At 41.0% G+C, this 14,791-nt stretch carries 14 protein-coding genes; 2 read left to right on the top strand and 12 right to left on the bottom strand.

What is annotated here, in order from left to right; all coding sequences use genetic code 11:
• Positions 1–12 precede the first annotated feature (12 nt).
• From hypE to F0Q01_RS00470, 3 genes are read right to left on the bottom strand one after another with little or no spacing between them, the layout of a single operon-like run.
• Entirely contained in the window at positions 13–1,014 is a 1,002-nt protein-coding gene (hypE, locus tag F0Q01_RS00480) for a hydrogenase expression/formation protein HypE (RefSeq protein ID WP_090489680.1), read from the bottom strand.
• A gap of 44 nt (positions 1,015–1,058) precedes the next feature.
• The gene (gene hypD, locus F0Q01_RS00475; protein ID WP_090489678.1) at positions 1,059–2,099 is read right to left on the bottom strand and encodes a hydrogenase formation protein HypD; all 1,041 of its coding nucleotides are present in this window, start codon (positions 2,097–2,099) and stop codon (positions 1,059–1,061) included.
• Positions 2,099–2,308 carry a HypC/HybG/HupF family hydrogenase formation chaperone gene (locus F0Q01_RS00470; protein WP_090153560.1) on the bottom strand — a complete coding sequence of 70 codons (210 nt, stop codon included), beginning with the start codon at positions 2,306–2,308 and terminating at the stop codon, positions 2,099–2,101. The genes hypD and F0Q01_RS00470 overlap by 1 nt, the downstream gene beginning before the upstream one ends.
• 226 nt (positions 2,309–2,534) lie before the next feature.
• Between F0Q01_RS00470 and F0Q01_RS00465 the strand changes: the two genes are divergently transcribed.
• The gene (locus F0Q01_RS00465; protein ID WP_163927083.1) at positions 2,535–2,876 is read left to right on the top strand and encodes a hydrogenase maturation nickel metallochaperone HypA; all 342 of its coding nucleotides are present in this window, start codon (positions 2,535–2,537) and stop codon (positions 2,874–2,876) included.
• Positions 2,877–3,036: 160 nt separating this feature from the next.
• Entirely contained in the window at positions 3,037–4,254 is a 1,218-nt protein-coding gene (locus F0Q01_RS00460) for an iron-containing alcohol dehydrogenase (RefSeq protein ID WP_090489674.1), read from the top strand.
• 47 nt (positions 4,255–4,301) lie between these two features.
• Here the strand turns inward: F0Q01_RS00460 and F0Q01_RS00455 are convergent, their stop codons facing one another.
• The 9 genes from F0Q01_RS00455 to F0Q01_RS00415 all read right to left on the bottom strand — a co-directional run bounded on the left by F0Q01_RS00455 (position 4,302) and on the right by F0Q01_RS00415 (position 14,186).
• Entirely contained in the window at positions 4,302–5,066 is a 765-nt protein-coding gene (locus tag F0Q01_RS00455) for a zinc ribbon domain-containing protein (RefSeq protein ID WP_090489672.1), read from the bottom strand.
• A 74-nt stretch (positions 5,067–5,140) separates the two neighbouring features.
• The gene (locus F0Q01_RS00450; RefSeq protein WP_090489670.1) at positions 5,141–5,503 is read right to left on the bottom strand and encodes a VOC family protein; all 363 of its coding nucleotides are present in this window, start codon (positions 5,501–5,503) and stop codon (positions 5,141–5,143) included.
• 62 nt (positions 5,504–5,565) lie between these two features.
• A complete protein-coding gene (locus tag F0Q01_RS00445; protein ID WP_090489668.1) occupies positions 5,566–8,094 on the bottom strand; it encodes a carbamoyltransferase HypF in 2,529 nt (842 codons plus the stop codon).
• Between the two features lie 726 nt (positions 8,095–8,820).
• Complete coding sequence (locus F0Q01_RS00440; protein WP_090153543.1) at positions 8,821–9,261, bottom strand: 4Fe-4S dicluster domain-containing protein; 441 nt, start codon at positions 9,259–9,261, stop codon at positions 8,821–8,823.
• 169 nt (positions 9,262–9,430) lie between these two features.
• Positions 9,431–10,510: a nickel-dependent hydrogenase large subunit gene (locus tag F0Q01_RS00435; RefSeq protein WP_090153541.1), complete on the bottom strand. Its 1,080-nt coding sequence runs from the start codon at positions 10,508–10,510 to the stop codon at positions 9,431–9,433.
• 1 nt (position 10,511) lies between these two features.
• On the bottom strand, positions 10,512–10,874 hold the full coding sequence (locus F0Q01_RS00430) for an NADH-quinone oxidoreductase subunit C (RefSeq protein ID WP_090153539.1): 363 nt from the start codon (positions 10,872–10,874) through the stop codon (positions 10,512–10,514).
• A 13-nt stretch (positions 10,875–10,887) separates the two neighbouring features.
• Positions 10,888–11,331: an NADH-quinone oxidoreductase subunit B family protein gene (locus tag F0Q01_RS00425; protein ID WP_090153537.1), complete on the bottom strand. Its 444-nt coding sequence runs from the start codon at positions 11,329–11,331 to the stop codon at positions 10,888–10,890.
• A gap of 30 nt (positions 11,332–11,361) precedes the next feature.
• Positions 11,362–12,240 (bottom strand): NADH-quinone oxidoreductase subunit H, encoded by an 879-nt coding sequence (locus F0Q01_RS00420; RefSeq protein ID WP_090153534.1) that lies wholly within the window; start codon positions 12,238–12,240, stop codon positions 11,362–11,364.
• Entirely contained in the window at positions 12,240–14,186 is a 1,947-nt protein-coding gene (locus tag F0Q01_RS00415; RefSeq protein ID WP_090489666.1) for an NADH-quinone oxidoreductase subunit L, read from the bottom strand. Before F0Q01_RS00415 ends, F0Q01_RS00420 begins: the two co-directional genes overlap by 1 nt.
• Positions 14,187–14,791 lie beyond the last annotated feature (605 nt).

Below are 14,791 nucleotides of genomic sequence, written 5' to 3'. Positions count from 1 at the left end.
GAGTGACTTTTACTAACAAATACGTGGTAATCCCTCTCCCTGCAATATATCAAGGAAACGTCTTCCACCTATCTCAGTTTTCATAATAAGAGCTCCCTCTTCTGTCTCATCCTCCGGGATATTAACGGCTCCTACCATACAAGCATTCTCGCCGTACTTGCAGCTTCTAATCACCTCTAAAGCCTGTACTGCATAGTCCTTTGGAACGATAGCTACAAGCTTGCCTTCATTTCCCATATAAAGTGGGTCAAGGCCTAAAAGTCCGCAGAATGACTGAACCTGAGGGTCAACAGGAAGCTTCTCCTCAAATAAATCAAATCTTAGACCAGATGCAAGTGCAAGCTCCTTGAGAACTGTAGCAAGTCCTCCTCGAGTCACATCCCTAAGTACATGAACTGGAATCTTGCTCTCGATAAGCTTGCCTACCATCTCCTGAAGTGGAGCGTTGTCGCTTACGATTGTATTTTTAATGCCCATGCGCTGGCTAAGTACTGTGGCGTGATGATCTCCCACATTACCAGATACGATAATAACATCATCATCTTCAGCATTCTTTGCCTTGATATCTACGCCCTTTGGCACAAATCCAACACCAGCTGTGTTGATATAGATTCCACCATTTCCCTCGATAACTTTTGTATCTCCGGCAACGATTTTAACCCCTGCCTCATCAGCAGTCTCCGCCATTGATTTTACAATTCTTCTGAGGGTATCAATATCTGCACCCTCCTCCAGAATAAATCCGCATGTAATGTACTTTGGAACAGCACCTCTCATGCACAAATCATTGACAGTACCACAGATGCAAAGTCGACCAATATCTCCCCCTGGAAACTCAAGTGGTGTAACAACAAAGCTGTCTGTTGTCATGGCAATAGTTCCATCTCCAGGAACAACTGCTGCATCCTCCATCTCTGAAAGTACATCACTGTGAAACTGTGATTCAAAAATCTCTCTAATTAACTCTCCTGTTGCACGTCCGCCTGAACCGTGCTCCATAATTATTTTTCCCATAATAATTCTCCATTTATCAACTTGCTACATTAACAAAACTATTTCTATTTAACCAAGTAGGCATTGAAGCATGAGCCCTCTTCGCTGACCATGCAGGCTCCCTCTGGAGTCATAGGTGTACATACCTTGCCAAAGAGAGGACAGTCATGTGGCTTAGCCTTGCCCATAAGAATCTCGCCGCAACGGCATGCCTTGTTACGCTTGTTGTCCTCATCAAGCCCATCACTTCCAGCATCAAATCTAGCGAACTCTTCTTTTAACAAAAGTCCCGAGCCCGGAATGATTCCCATGCCTCTCCATACCACATCTGCCGGTCTAAAGTACTTAGCCAGCTGCTTTTCTATGATGTCATTCTGGCCACTATCTACAACTGAAGTGTAGTAGTTCTTAACAGTGTTATCCTTGTTGATGACCATCTGCACAAGACCATAGATGGCAATCACCAGCTCCTTGCTGCCAAAGCCTGACACTGCAAATGGAATCTGGTATTTGGCTGCCAAATCATTGAAATAATCCGCTCCAGTGACAGCACTCACATGACCCGGTGCAATAAATCCATCTATCTGGGCTCCATTGTCACACAGGAAAGAAATGGCTCCTGGCATGGTCTTAAGAGCTGTAAGAATGCGAATGTTATCAAGCCCTCTAGCTATTGCATTATCCAGAAGAAGTGTATAGACCGGTGCAGTGGTTTCAAAACCAACTGCTGCAAATACATATTTTCTATCTGGATGGTCCTGTGCCAGCGACAAAACATCCATCGGAGAATAAACCATCTCCACGCTACCGCCTCGGCCCTTAGCCTCGTTAAGACTCTCCTTAGAACCGGGCACTCTCAGCAAATCTCCAAAAGTAGCCACCGTAGTGTTAGGCTCAAGGCTCAGCTCAATAAGCTTATCAATATAAGCTGTAGGTGTAACACAAACAGGGCACCCTGGTCCTGACAAAAGCTCTATCTGTGGCGAAAGCAAATCTCTGATGCCATGCTTTGCAATAGCATGTGTATGGCTACCGCAAACCTCCATCAGACGGATTTTCCTGCCATCATAATTTTTCAAAAAATCAACAAGCTCAACGATTTCCATTAGCCCTCAAGGCCTCCCATAAGCTCGAGGATCTCTTCAGCCTCATCTTTTTTCAAAGTCTGGATGACACATCCAGCATGAACGAGAGCATAGTCCCCCTCTTTTACATTAACAAGTCCTGCATATGCCTCAACCTCGTTACCATTGAAGTCAACAGTGACCTTTCCATCTTTCATCTTTTTAACTAAACCGGGTATTGCAACACACATAAATAATTCCTTCCAAGTATATGCCTAGGTTGTCCTTGGTATATACCATAAAACTTTAATTTACTTTCAATAGTTTATCACAATTAAGGGCACTTGGAACCTTTGTTTTAATATAAAGGCATTTTATGAAAAGTCCTTTGCCGTTAAGCCATATTTTATGATTTGAGTGGATGTTTTCTTTAGTGTATAATTGGTCGAGTATGAGTGAAAATTTTTGGAGGTAACTATGCACGAATTAGCGGTTACAGAGTATGTTTTTAATTTAGTAAAAAAACAGGCTGACGCAAACAAGGTCAGCCATGTAGATAAAATTCATTTATTAATCGGGGACCAGTGCGACTATGTTCCCGAAATCATCGAGGAATATCTCCAGGTAATGAGCGAAGGCAACATCACTTGCGGTGTAAAGGTGGACGCCAAAGTCAAAGAATCCACAGTCCTCTGCAAGGATTGCGGCGCTCAGTTCACCCGCCACGAATTCAAAGACGCCTGCCCAAAATGCGGCAGCGCAAATCTCAAGCTCAACCGCTGCACCGATTTCATCGTAGAAAATATTGAAGTGAGCTAATCCGGCCTTGATTCACCTTAGGACAAACATTTTAAAATATAAACGCCCTAATTTGTCCTTAGAAATCCCAGTCTTATAGTTATAGCAAACAAGCCGATTATTAGATATAATACTCTTATCATGTTATTTATGTAACAACTATAAAAGGAGGATTTTTACTATGGGAAGATTTACTTTACCTCGAGACATCTATCACGGTAAAGGGGCACTTGAGGCTCTTAAGACATTTGAGGGCAAGCGTGCCATCATTTGTACTGGCGGCGGTTCTATGAAAAGGGGCGGTTTTTTACAGAAGGTCGAGCAGTATTTACATGAAGCAGGCATGGAGACTACTCTCTTTGAGGGTATCGAGCCTGATCCATCTGTTGAGACTGTTATGAAGGGTGCTGAGGCAATGCAGCAGTTCCAGCCTGACTGGATTGTTGCTATCGGCGGCGGTTCACCTATAGATGCAGCAAAAGCTATGTGGATCAAGTACGAGTATCCTGACACAACATTTGAGGATATGTGCAAGGTATTCGGCCTTCCAAAGCTTCGTACTAAGGCAAAGTTCTGTGCTATTTCTTCTACATCAGGAACAGCTACAGAGGTTACAGCTTTCTCAATCATCACTAATTATCAGAAGGGTATCAAGTATCCAATCGCTGATTTCGAGATTACACCTGATGTTGCTATTGTTGACCCTGAGCTTGCTCACACAATGCCAAAGAAGCTTGTTGCACATACTGGTATGGATGCAATGACACACGCTATCGAGGCTTATGTTTCAACAGCTAACTGTGCTTACACAGATCCACTTGCAATCCACGCAATTGAGATGATTATGAATACTCTTGTTAAGTCATACAATGAAGATATGGAAGCAAGAGATGCTATGCACGACGCTCAGTGTCTTGCTGGTATGGCATTCTCAAATGCTCTTCTTGGTATCGTTCATTCAATGGCTCACAAGACTGGTGCTGCCTTCGCTGATTTAGGCGCTCACATCATTCACGGTGCCGCTAACGCAATGTACCTTCCAAAGGTAATTGCATTCAACGCAAAGGACCCTGTTGCTAAAAAGCGCTACGGCGTTATTGCTGACTACATGCACCTTGGCGGAGCAAACGACGACGAAAAGGTTAAGCTCCTCATTGATTATCTCCGCAAGATGAATGACGACCTTAATATCCCTCACAGCATTAATCACTACGGTCCAGATGGACTTCCTGCTGACCAGGGATTCGTTCCAGAAGATGTGTTCCTTGAGAGATTACATGACATTGCTGCTAACGCTATCTTAGATGCTTGTACAGGCTCTAACCCAAGACAGCCTAGCCAGGAAGAAATGGAAAAGCTTCTTAAGTGTTGCTACTATGACACAGAAGTAGATTTCTAAATATAATATTAATGAGCGGTACGTTTGGTACCGCTCATTTTTATATATTATCTCTTTTTAAATAGTATTAATTCTGGATTTTCAACATCTTTTTCATATGTACATATCATGATGAAATCCATATTCGCAATCACACCAAAGAACAGGCCATCCACAATTTCAGACTCCAATTGGTTCCCTAGATATGTAGTATTGTCATTTAAAAATTTAGCTTTGATTCCACTTGGCAATGGGTATTCTATGTTAACGTATTTACCCACCAGAGCATTTAGCTTGTCAAGCTTTGGCATCCCTTCTATTTGAAGCTCATTTATCTCTTTTACCAACTGCTCTTTAAATGCTTCAAACTCTCCATTGTCACTTAATTGCTCGTACTTTTTCCAATAGTTTAATGTAGGAAGTGTCTGCTGTAAGTACTCTCTAGCCTGCTCCTCTGAGATATTGTCATTTACCATATTCTTAACGCACACCTCAATCAGGTCGTCCATGTTGCTATAGGTAAATGTTCCGTCAGCATAGCACCATTTGCAATACTCTTCATTCAAAAATCCATCCTTATCCTTGCCAATAATCTCATCCTCCAGCGGCATGCCGCAGCATTGACAGATAAGTTTATTAGGTGCACCTAGCAAAGTGTTAATGGATACATTGAATTCTTTTGAAAGCAATTTTAGTGTTTCTGTATTTGGGACGGTGTCGCCATTTTCCCATCTGGAAACTGCCTGCCTTGTAACAAAGATTTTGTCTGCAAGCTCATCCTGGGACAATCCATTTTTTGTTCTAAGTTCCAACAATACATCCTTTGTCTGCATACTAATACCTCCTCTTGTTTATCTATATTGTAATATGCAGATTCTATTTGCACACGCAACTAGCTGTTGCGGGATTACATAGGCGTTCCAACTTCAATGAGATTTCCATCCAAATCGTAGAAGCGTACTACCCTCTGACCCCAACTATGGGTCATTAGCTTATTAACATATACCGTTTCAGGGTAGAGTTTTTCTAATTTTTCCACAAATCCTTCTATGTCTTTTTCCTCAAAATAAAGCTCACAAGAATTGTGCTTGTATGTGATATCCTGGCCTATAAAATCCTGCCAGATTTTCTTGTCCTGAAGTACTAGCCCCTCTGTCAGAATCATGTTGCCATCGTTGTCTAGAAGCATATCAAGTCCAAATAAATCATGGTAATATTTCTTTGATTTTTCAATGTCATTTACCACAATAAGAACATTTCTAAGTTTCATAGATTACTCCTTAAAATCTTTTTGCTATATAGCTCTTTTAGCATTACAACAGTCCCTAGTAACTAGTCCTCTGACATATGGTAATGTAAATATGCCTGCCCCAAGCATATTCCGCCGTCACCTGGTGGAAGCTGTTCTGAGATATACACTTTAAATCCTTCGGCCTCTAATTTATCAATTGTTTTTTCTAGTAGAATTCTATTTAAGAATGTTCCTCCAGATAAAACAATTTGATTAATCTTTTCTCTCTTGCATATCGTATATACGTAGTCAGCTATTGCATCTATGAAGCCTCTGGCTATTTTTCCTTTTACTTTCTTAGCACTCTCTTCATCTGAATCAGATTCTTTTATAATGCTGTTTCTATTTGCAATTATCGTATTTACGATATCTCTTAATAATGCTTTTGTGTCTCCATCCTCTCCTAAAGAAAATGAGAAACATTCATCTCTTTCAGTCTCTAATTCATCTGCTAAGGCTGCAATATTTTCAAGCTCAATAGGTGCCTGTCCCTCATAGGAATTGTAATGACAAATATCAAGAAGGGCTGACACCGCATCAAACAATCTACCCATAGATGTGGATGTTACAAGGTTAATGCCGTTATCTATGGCAGCGAGAATTAATTCGCTATTTGTACGCTCCTTTATCCACTCAGGAATTTCAACGCCATTATTATGAAGCATGCCAACTAATATAGTGTCGCAGTTTTTAGCCCCCTCATCTCCACCAATGAGCTTCATTGGTTTCAGATGCGCCACTCGCTCCATTCTGCCATTTCCATCCCATCTAAAGACTTCGCTACCCCAGATGGTTCCATCATCTCCATATCCAGTTCCATCAAAAGCAAATCCCAATACTGGACCATCTAATTTATGCTCGGCAATGACTGATGCTACATGGGCTTTGTGATGCTGAACATAGGAAATAGGAAGTGAATTATCACTTGCTTTATTTGCCGCAGCTGTCCTACTGAAGTATCCTGGATGCATGTCTGCCACTAAAGAATTAGGGTTGAATCCAAATATTGTCTTCATTGCCTGCATCTCATTCTTGTAGAACTTCTGGCAGCTGACAGATTCCAAATCACCAAGATACTGGCTGACGTACGCTAGTCCATTTTTCACATAACAAAAGCTAGACTTTAGATCTCCCCCTGCCGCAAATACCTCTCCCGCGGCCTCTATAGAAATAGGATTAGGAACATGGCCTCTTCCTCGTCTGATAAACTGAGTTCTGCTCCTTACTATTTTCATAACAGAATCATCCATTGGTCTAAGAATTCTTCTGTTGTGAGACAGCATAGCAAGCTTAACTCCAGCCATCTCCTGTGATGCAGCTCTTTTTTCAAGCCACATTTTCATATTCAAATCTTCTGTTTCAAGTACATCTCCGCTTGCATTACCACTTGTCATAATAAGCGGGCCGCATTCCTTTATAAGCATTATCTGCACTGGATTACATGGAAGCATAGCTCCAATATCTGGGCTTGTAAGGCACACATTGTCAGCTATATTTTTTGTTTCTTCTGCATTGCTTAAATCTGTTTTAGAGATTGTTTTCTTTTTATCTCTTGCAGCCGCGCTTTCTTTCCATGAACTAATGCCTTTTCTTCTCACAAGCACAATAGGTCTCGCAGGAGACAAAAGCTCTGCCTCCTCTTTGTCATTAACAATACAGTACTTTCTAAGCTGCTCTATATTTTCAAACATAACAGCAAAAGCTTTTTCTTCTCTGTGTTTTAGTCGTCTAAGTGCTGCCACCGCCTCTTCATCAAAGGGATTACTAGACAGATGGTATCCTCCAATGTCCTTAATTGCCAAAATTCCGCCATTTTTCAATGTTTCTACGGCTTTTTCAAGTGCATCTTCGTTACTGTTTTGTGGGCTGTTTTTAGTTATTTCACCCGCTGTAACTTTGTCTGAATTATTACTTGTGAACTTTCTGTGAACAGACTCATTTGCAAGATTTCCTGCAAAATCATTTTCTTCTTTATTATGCTGATAGGCCGAAATCCCAGTAAATACAAGGGTTGGACCACATTCTGGACATGCAATAGTCTGAGCGTGTCTTCGTCTATCATCTTTAGCAGTGTACTCAGTTTTGCATTTTTCACACATTCCAAAATCAGACATAGTGATTGTATCTCTATCGTAAGGCAGCTTTTCTATAATAGAATACCTAGGCCCGCAAATAGTACAGCTAATAAATGGATGTCTGAACCTGCGATTGTTTCGATCAAGCAATTCCTTTTCGCACTCTGGACATGTAGCTATATCAGCAGGAATAAGTGGAAGATTCGTCTTCTCATCCTGATTCGATTCTAGAATCCTAAAGCCAGCTTCTTCTATAGAGACTACTTCAACTTCTTCCACCTGGATAGAGCTAACAAAGCCACCTGTTGGCACATCACAAGAAAGCCTGCGATACAATTCATCCAGACTTTCTTCACTGCCAGATGCAAGCACTGTAACAATTCCTCCAGTGTTCCTCACCCAGCCTGCTATATTAAGTTCCTCCGCTATTCTTGCAACAAATGGACGATATCCTATCCCTTGCACCAGCCCTAAAATAGTGTATTTTCTAATCATTAATTCTAGTCAATCCTATTTTTATCTATTTAATATTCAATCCCTTTAAATTGAACTACATATCACCTGTTATTTTATCACTTTCCCTATCTATTCACTATCTCCTCCCATTCAAACTACTGCCTATTTCAAAAATTCAAATTTAGGCATTAGCCTTTTTTTATTTCACTACTGCCTATTTCTGAAATTCCATTCTAGGCAGTAACACTTTTCCATTTCGCTACTGCCTATTTCCCAAAATCTATCCAGGCAGTAGTGTTTCCCACTTTCGCTACTGCCTATTTCCTATAATCTCATTCAGGCAGTAACATTTCTCATTTTCGCTACTGCTTTTTTCCTATAATCCAATTCAAGCAGTAACATTTCCAAAATTCACTACTGCTTATTTCCTATAATCCAATTCAGGCAGTAGTGTTTCCCACTTTCACTACTGCTTATTTCCTATAATCCAATTCAGGCAGTACCATTTTTCAAATTCACTACTGCTTATTTCCTATATTCCCATTCAGGCAGTACTATTTCCCATTTTCACTACTGCTTTTTTCTTAAATTCCCATCTAGGCAGTACCATTTCCCAAATTCGCTACTGCCTACTTTCGAAAATCCCATCCAGGCAGTACCATTTCCCATTTTCACTACTGCCTACTTTCAAAATCCCATCCAAACAGTAGGCAGCACCCACGCACAAAAAAAGGACCAGATGAAATCATCTGGTCCTGAAATACTCTATGCCTGTGGTGCAGGTGCCTCTGCTGGCTTTGCAGCCTGAGCAGGTGCTGCGGCGCCGGCTGGTGCAGCTGGCTTAGCTGCTGGCTTTGGTGGCTCATAAGGTACATCTACGCTGTAGTTAACCTTTTCTGGGCCTGGCTCCTGGTAGCCTGGTGTGATAGAGAGGCACTTCTTAGGGCACTTCTCTACACAGTAACCACACTGAACACAGTCGAAGCGATTGATTGTCCATGTCTTACCAGCTCTATCTACATTGATAGCACCTGGAGGACAGCTTCTCATACACATTCCACAAAGAATGCAATTATCTTTATCGATATCTACATGACCTCTTGTACGCTCTGGATACTCTCTAGCAACGAAAGGATACTGAGTAGTAGCTGGTGCAGAGAAGAGGTTCTTTAAAACTTGTTTAGTAAATGGTAAAAATTGTCCCATTTCTATATCCTCCAATCCGCTTGTCCGACAGCCTAATTCCACTAACGTCGGTTACGTCTACAAGCCTGATGAATTCTCCGCTCAGCGAAATGCTTCGCTTGAGAATTATCAGAGCTTGATGCCTACCGACTATTTTTAAATAGCGCTTCTGTCTTCCAAGCTCATCAAATTATCGTTCTGTACAACTAATGCAAGGGTCGATTGTGAGCACTAAGAGTGGCACATCACCATACTGGCATCCCTGCAATGTCTGAGTAAGAGCTGGGATGTTAGCAAATGTAGGTGTGCGGACTCTGAATCTATCCAAGAACTTTGTGCCGTTAGCACGTACGTGGTAGAATGCCTCACCTCTTGGCTGCTCAACACGGATGATTGACTCACCGTTTGGCATACCTGTAACCTTTGTATTAATCTCTGTATCAGGAATCTTAGCTACAGCCTGTCTGATAATATCGATAGACTGGAAGATTTCACCAATACGAACCTCGCAACGAGCATATGAATCGCACTTGTTTGAAGTGATAACTTCAAAATCGATCTCGTTGTATGCTGCGTAGCCATTCTTTCTCATATCTACGTTGATACCAGATGCTCTCATCATAGGGCCAACAGCACCACGACGGATTGCATCCTCGCCAGTAAGAATACCAACATCTACAAGACGGCTCTTAACTGTGTAATCGTTAAGGAAGATGCTTGTTGTGTCGCGGATTTCCTTTTCCATCTCATCAAGCTGACGAACGAAATCCTTGAGCATATCGTTAGGCATATCCTTAAGAACACCACCGATTGTATTAACTGAGAAAATTACACGACCACCTGTTGATGCCTCGAACATATCAAGGATACGCTCACGAAGTCTCCATGAATGCATGAAGAGTGACTCAAATCCAAAACCATCAGCAAGTAATCCAAGCCATAATAAGTGGCTGTGAAGACGGCTCATCTCACACCAGATTGTACGAAGGAACTCTGCACGGCGAGGAACCTCAACATTCATGATGTCCTCAAGTGCCATACAGTATCCCATACCATGCATGTATGAGCAGATACCGCAAATACGCTCTGCAACGTATACCATTTCGTTAAAGTCTTTCTTGCTAGTAAGACTCTCAAGACCTCTGTGAATAAATCCAATAGAAGGAATAGCAGCTAAAACCTTCTCGTCCTCCAAAACTAAGTCAAGATGGATAGGCTCTGGAAGAACAGGATGCTGTGGGCCATAAGGTACTATACTTCTCTTTCCCATGCTACTCACCCTCCTTTTCGATAAATGGTGTCTCTACATCGATGCGGTAAAGCTTGTCGTGTAAATCTACCTTGATATTTTCTACATTAAGTCCCCAAAGCTCGTGCATCTCATTCTCATAATAGATAGCTGACTTGTATACACGAGAGATTGATGGAACATCCTCGTCCTTCTCTACGATAAGACGATAGTTAGCAAACTCATATCCATTTGCAAATGAATATGTAACTTCATAGTGATTTTCTGCCTTTGGGAAAGAGCAGCAAATCTGGCAAAGTCTCCAAAGAGCATTCTTTTTCTCCATGATGACCTGGAGGAGCTCTGCCTTATCAATTAAATACATATCTTTTTTAATTTCCTGCATAATATCCTCCTAATTAATTTGCCTTTTCTGAAGCCTTAAGAGCTGCAGCCTTTTCCTTGAAAAGAGCAACACCCTTAACAACACCATCAATGATTGACTCTGGACGAGCAGCGCATCCTGGAACATAGATATCAACAGGAATAACTGTGTCAGCGCCACCCTTGATGTTGTAGCACTCTTTGAAAATACCGCCTGTACATGCACATGTACCTACAGCGATAACTACCTTTGGCTGTGGCATCTGCTCATAAATCTGCTTAACAACATCAGCATTCTGAGAGTTGATACCACCAGTAATGAGGAAAATATCAGCATGCATTGGGTTACCTGTATTAATAACGCCAAAACGCTCAACATCATAAACAGGTGTAGTACATGCCAAAACCTCTATATCACATCCATTACAGCTACTTCCATCATAATGGAGTAGCCATGGCGATTTATGTATTGTACTCATTTAACGTTCCTCCTAATAATGAAACAGGCATTAGCCTTTAATAATCTCTAACAAGAATAAATTCATTCCAGCCGCAACAATTGTCACGCCCCAAGCAAGCTTGAGCATAAGCTGCCATTTTACTCTTGCAGATGTGTTGTCGATGAGAATCTCAAGGAACCATACAACAAGGATTGCGGCAACTGCACCGATTACTGACAAAATGTTGTTTGTAAGGAAGAACAATCCAACTATACCAAGAAGAATACCGTTTTCATACCACTCAGCCAGGGTAACCATTGCATATTCTTTACCAACCATCTCAGATGTAACACCCTTGATAACCTCCTGGTGTGCATGGTGAGAAGTTGCAATATCAAATGGTGACTTTCTGAACTTGATTGTAAGGATAAATACAAATCCTACAAAGAAGCCAGGAAGATACATAATGTATGGCGAAGCTGTTCCTGCAATAATCTCTGAAATATTGAATGTCTCAGCTGCAAGATAGAAACCTACTGCAACTAAAAGCTCCATTGGCTCACATGACATAATCTGAACAAGCTCTCTGTGAGTACCCTGTGCAGAGTATGGTGAGTGAGTTGATGTAGATGCAAGAATCAAAAACATCGCTGCTGTTGAAAGTGAAAATACAACAAGCAAAAGGTCAAAACCTGCGAAGAAGAGAATTCCTGAAAGTACGATGAAGCATAAATATGAACGAATCATAAATAGCTGTGACTTGTTAGCTGTAAGGAACTCCTTCTCAAAAAGCTTCTTTAAATCAAAGAATGGCTGAAGGACTGATGGTCCTCTTCTGCCCTGCATACGTGCAGAAATTTTACGATCAAAGCCATCTAATAAACCGATAATAAATGGGCAAAGAATCAAGTAGCAGATGGCAAAAATAACACGTGTTTGAATTGTCATTAGAATGCACCTCCTACTACGATAATCATGTAAACAATAATGATGAATGTTGAAATCATGATAGCTGGTGTGAATAACTTCTTCTCACCCATGATGTCTTCCATATAGAAGTTTGCAATGTGCATCTCCTTTGGATCACCAGTAGCTGATACGAAATTGAAGTTGTCACCAACATTAGCACCACCCATGTATGTAATAACTTGCTTTGCCTTTGTCCCCTTTGTCATCAAGTAATTGATGCATGGGATAACAAATACACCAACAAGAAGCACAATCATGATAATGATGTTCTGGTATGAAATAACCTGCTTAACTGTTCCAAACATATCCTCTGAAAGTGGCTTAAGAACATTCTCAGATAACCATGGGAAACCAAGGATAAGTGCAACCATCATAAATGCATGGAAGAACATTGAGATGTACTCGTTCTTCTTAGTAAGGTCTCTTGACTTCTCCTTTGGTGAAGCACCAAGAATCTTTGATAACCACTTTGTCCAGTAGAACATTGTAGTTGCTGAACCAAAGCAGATGAAAAGTACCATAAGTGATGATACATAAACTGAGCTTGTATCGATGAATGCCTTGAGTGCTGCCCACTTAGAAATAAGCATACCAAATGGTGCAAGGAACATGCCTGCGATACCAATCATAAGGATAACAGCAAGCTTAGGGAAGATTGCCATAAGACCCTGCATATCCTCAACATCACGGCTACCTGTTGTGTTCTCGATAGCACCAACGCACTGGAAGAGCATTGACTTTGAAACAGCGTGGAAAATTACAAGGAATACTGCTGCCCAAATTGTCTCTTCGTAACCGCAACCTGTACAAGCAACAATCAAACCGAGGTTTGAAATTGTAGAGTAAGCAAGTACCTTTTTGCCATCTGAAACTGAGATAGCAAGACAAGATGCAGCAAGGAAAGTAAAGCCACCGATAAGGGCAACCATGTTTCCTACGTAGTTGTCAGCCATAGCAGCTGAGATACGGATAAGAAGATATACACCAGCCTTTACCATTGTGGCACTGTGAAGAAGTGCTGATGAAGGTGTAGGTGCAACCATGGCGCCAAGCAACCATCCTGAGAATGGGAACTGTGCTGACTTTGTAAGTGCTGCAAATGCAAGACATGCAATTGGTAACAAGAAAATAAGTGTATGAGCACCTGTGCCGTGTTCAATTGCAAGATTAATAATGTCGTAAAGATTAACTGTGTTAAATGCAAGGATGCCAACTGCAATAGCTGCTGCAATGCCGCAACCACCGAGAAGGTTCATCCATAAAGCCTTGAATGAATTGTTGATTGCCTCGTCTGAACGAGTGTAACCAATAAGAAGGAATGATGTAACTGATGTAATCTCCCAGAAGAAATACATCCAAATAAGGCTCTGTGAGAACACGAGACCAAACATCGCTCCAAAGAAAACAAAAATCATAGCAAGGAAAAAGCTACGTCTGTCTGTAAGCTCCTTGTGATGATGAATGTGATAACCATGCATGTAACCTACAGCATAGATACCGATTAATGAACCAACAACACCGATGATAAGAATCATAACAAGTGTAAGCCAGTCAAAACGAAGGGCAGGGAGTTCCTCAAGCTCCGGTCCAAAAAATTCTAAGCCTGCCACAAGCAATGTCTGCACGATTGCAAGCAAAGAAATGACCCCCTTCTTGTACTTAAATGAAAGATATGTGATAAGACACATCAAGAAAAGATCACCAAAAAGAATGACACCATCAAATGCCTCTCTATAAGGTAAATCAAAGTCCAGAGTCTGGCCTCCAGCCAAATACCACTGAACAGCTGTAAAAACTGAAAGAACTATAACAATTCCACAGCCGAGATAGACGAAAAATGCTCTGCACTTAGAGTTGTGAATAACTGCAGGCAAAATCGCCCAGAGAAATGGTAAACAGATTAACGCTGTTACTAACATTTCCATAAGTGTTTCCTCCTTTTACTTTAAGTCCCTTTATATGAATTCCCTAAAAAATCAGGGAAATCGGGTCTATGTATGCCCATTTTTTCACAAATAATACTATACCACATTTGAAACCCCTTGTGTTTTTTTTAACAAAAAATACAGGCAATCTCTGTTCTAAATTTGATACAAATTTTAATGTAGATTTAAGGCATTTTTACCATAGATATTTCAAGGAATTTTGTTCTAGTCTCTCCCTTTTTACGTGCAATAAAAATAGAGTTTTGCATCGCAAAACTCCAGTATTACCAAACAGCAATTGTTCATAAAGTAAAAAAGCAGAGCCAAATGCTCTGCTTAGTGCTTGGTTTAGTGAATTAGTTTTTCTGTGGTTGCATTTTTTTTAGCTGACGTCTCAGTCTAAAGTTATCAACTCTAACCATCAGCATTTTCACTCGCAAGATTAACACCTTCATCATCAATCCCTACCTCGCCATTTTTCCATTACCCAGCGACACTAATCGCCAGCCTAAAAGGGTCCCCACGCCTTTAGGCCACATCAAAATTGCAAAACAAAAAATGTTCACAATCTCTACTAAGAAAATATCACTACATAGACTCTCATA

The organism is Pseudobutyrivibrio xylanivorans, assembly GCF_010906925.1.
In the GTDB taxonomy this organism is placed as follows: Bacteria; Bacillota; Clostridia; order Lachnospirales; family Lachnospiraceae; genus Pseudobutyrivibrio.
Note: the sequence above shows the minus strand (reverse complement) of the source record. Positions and strands in the feature narration are given on the sequence as shown.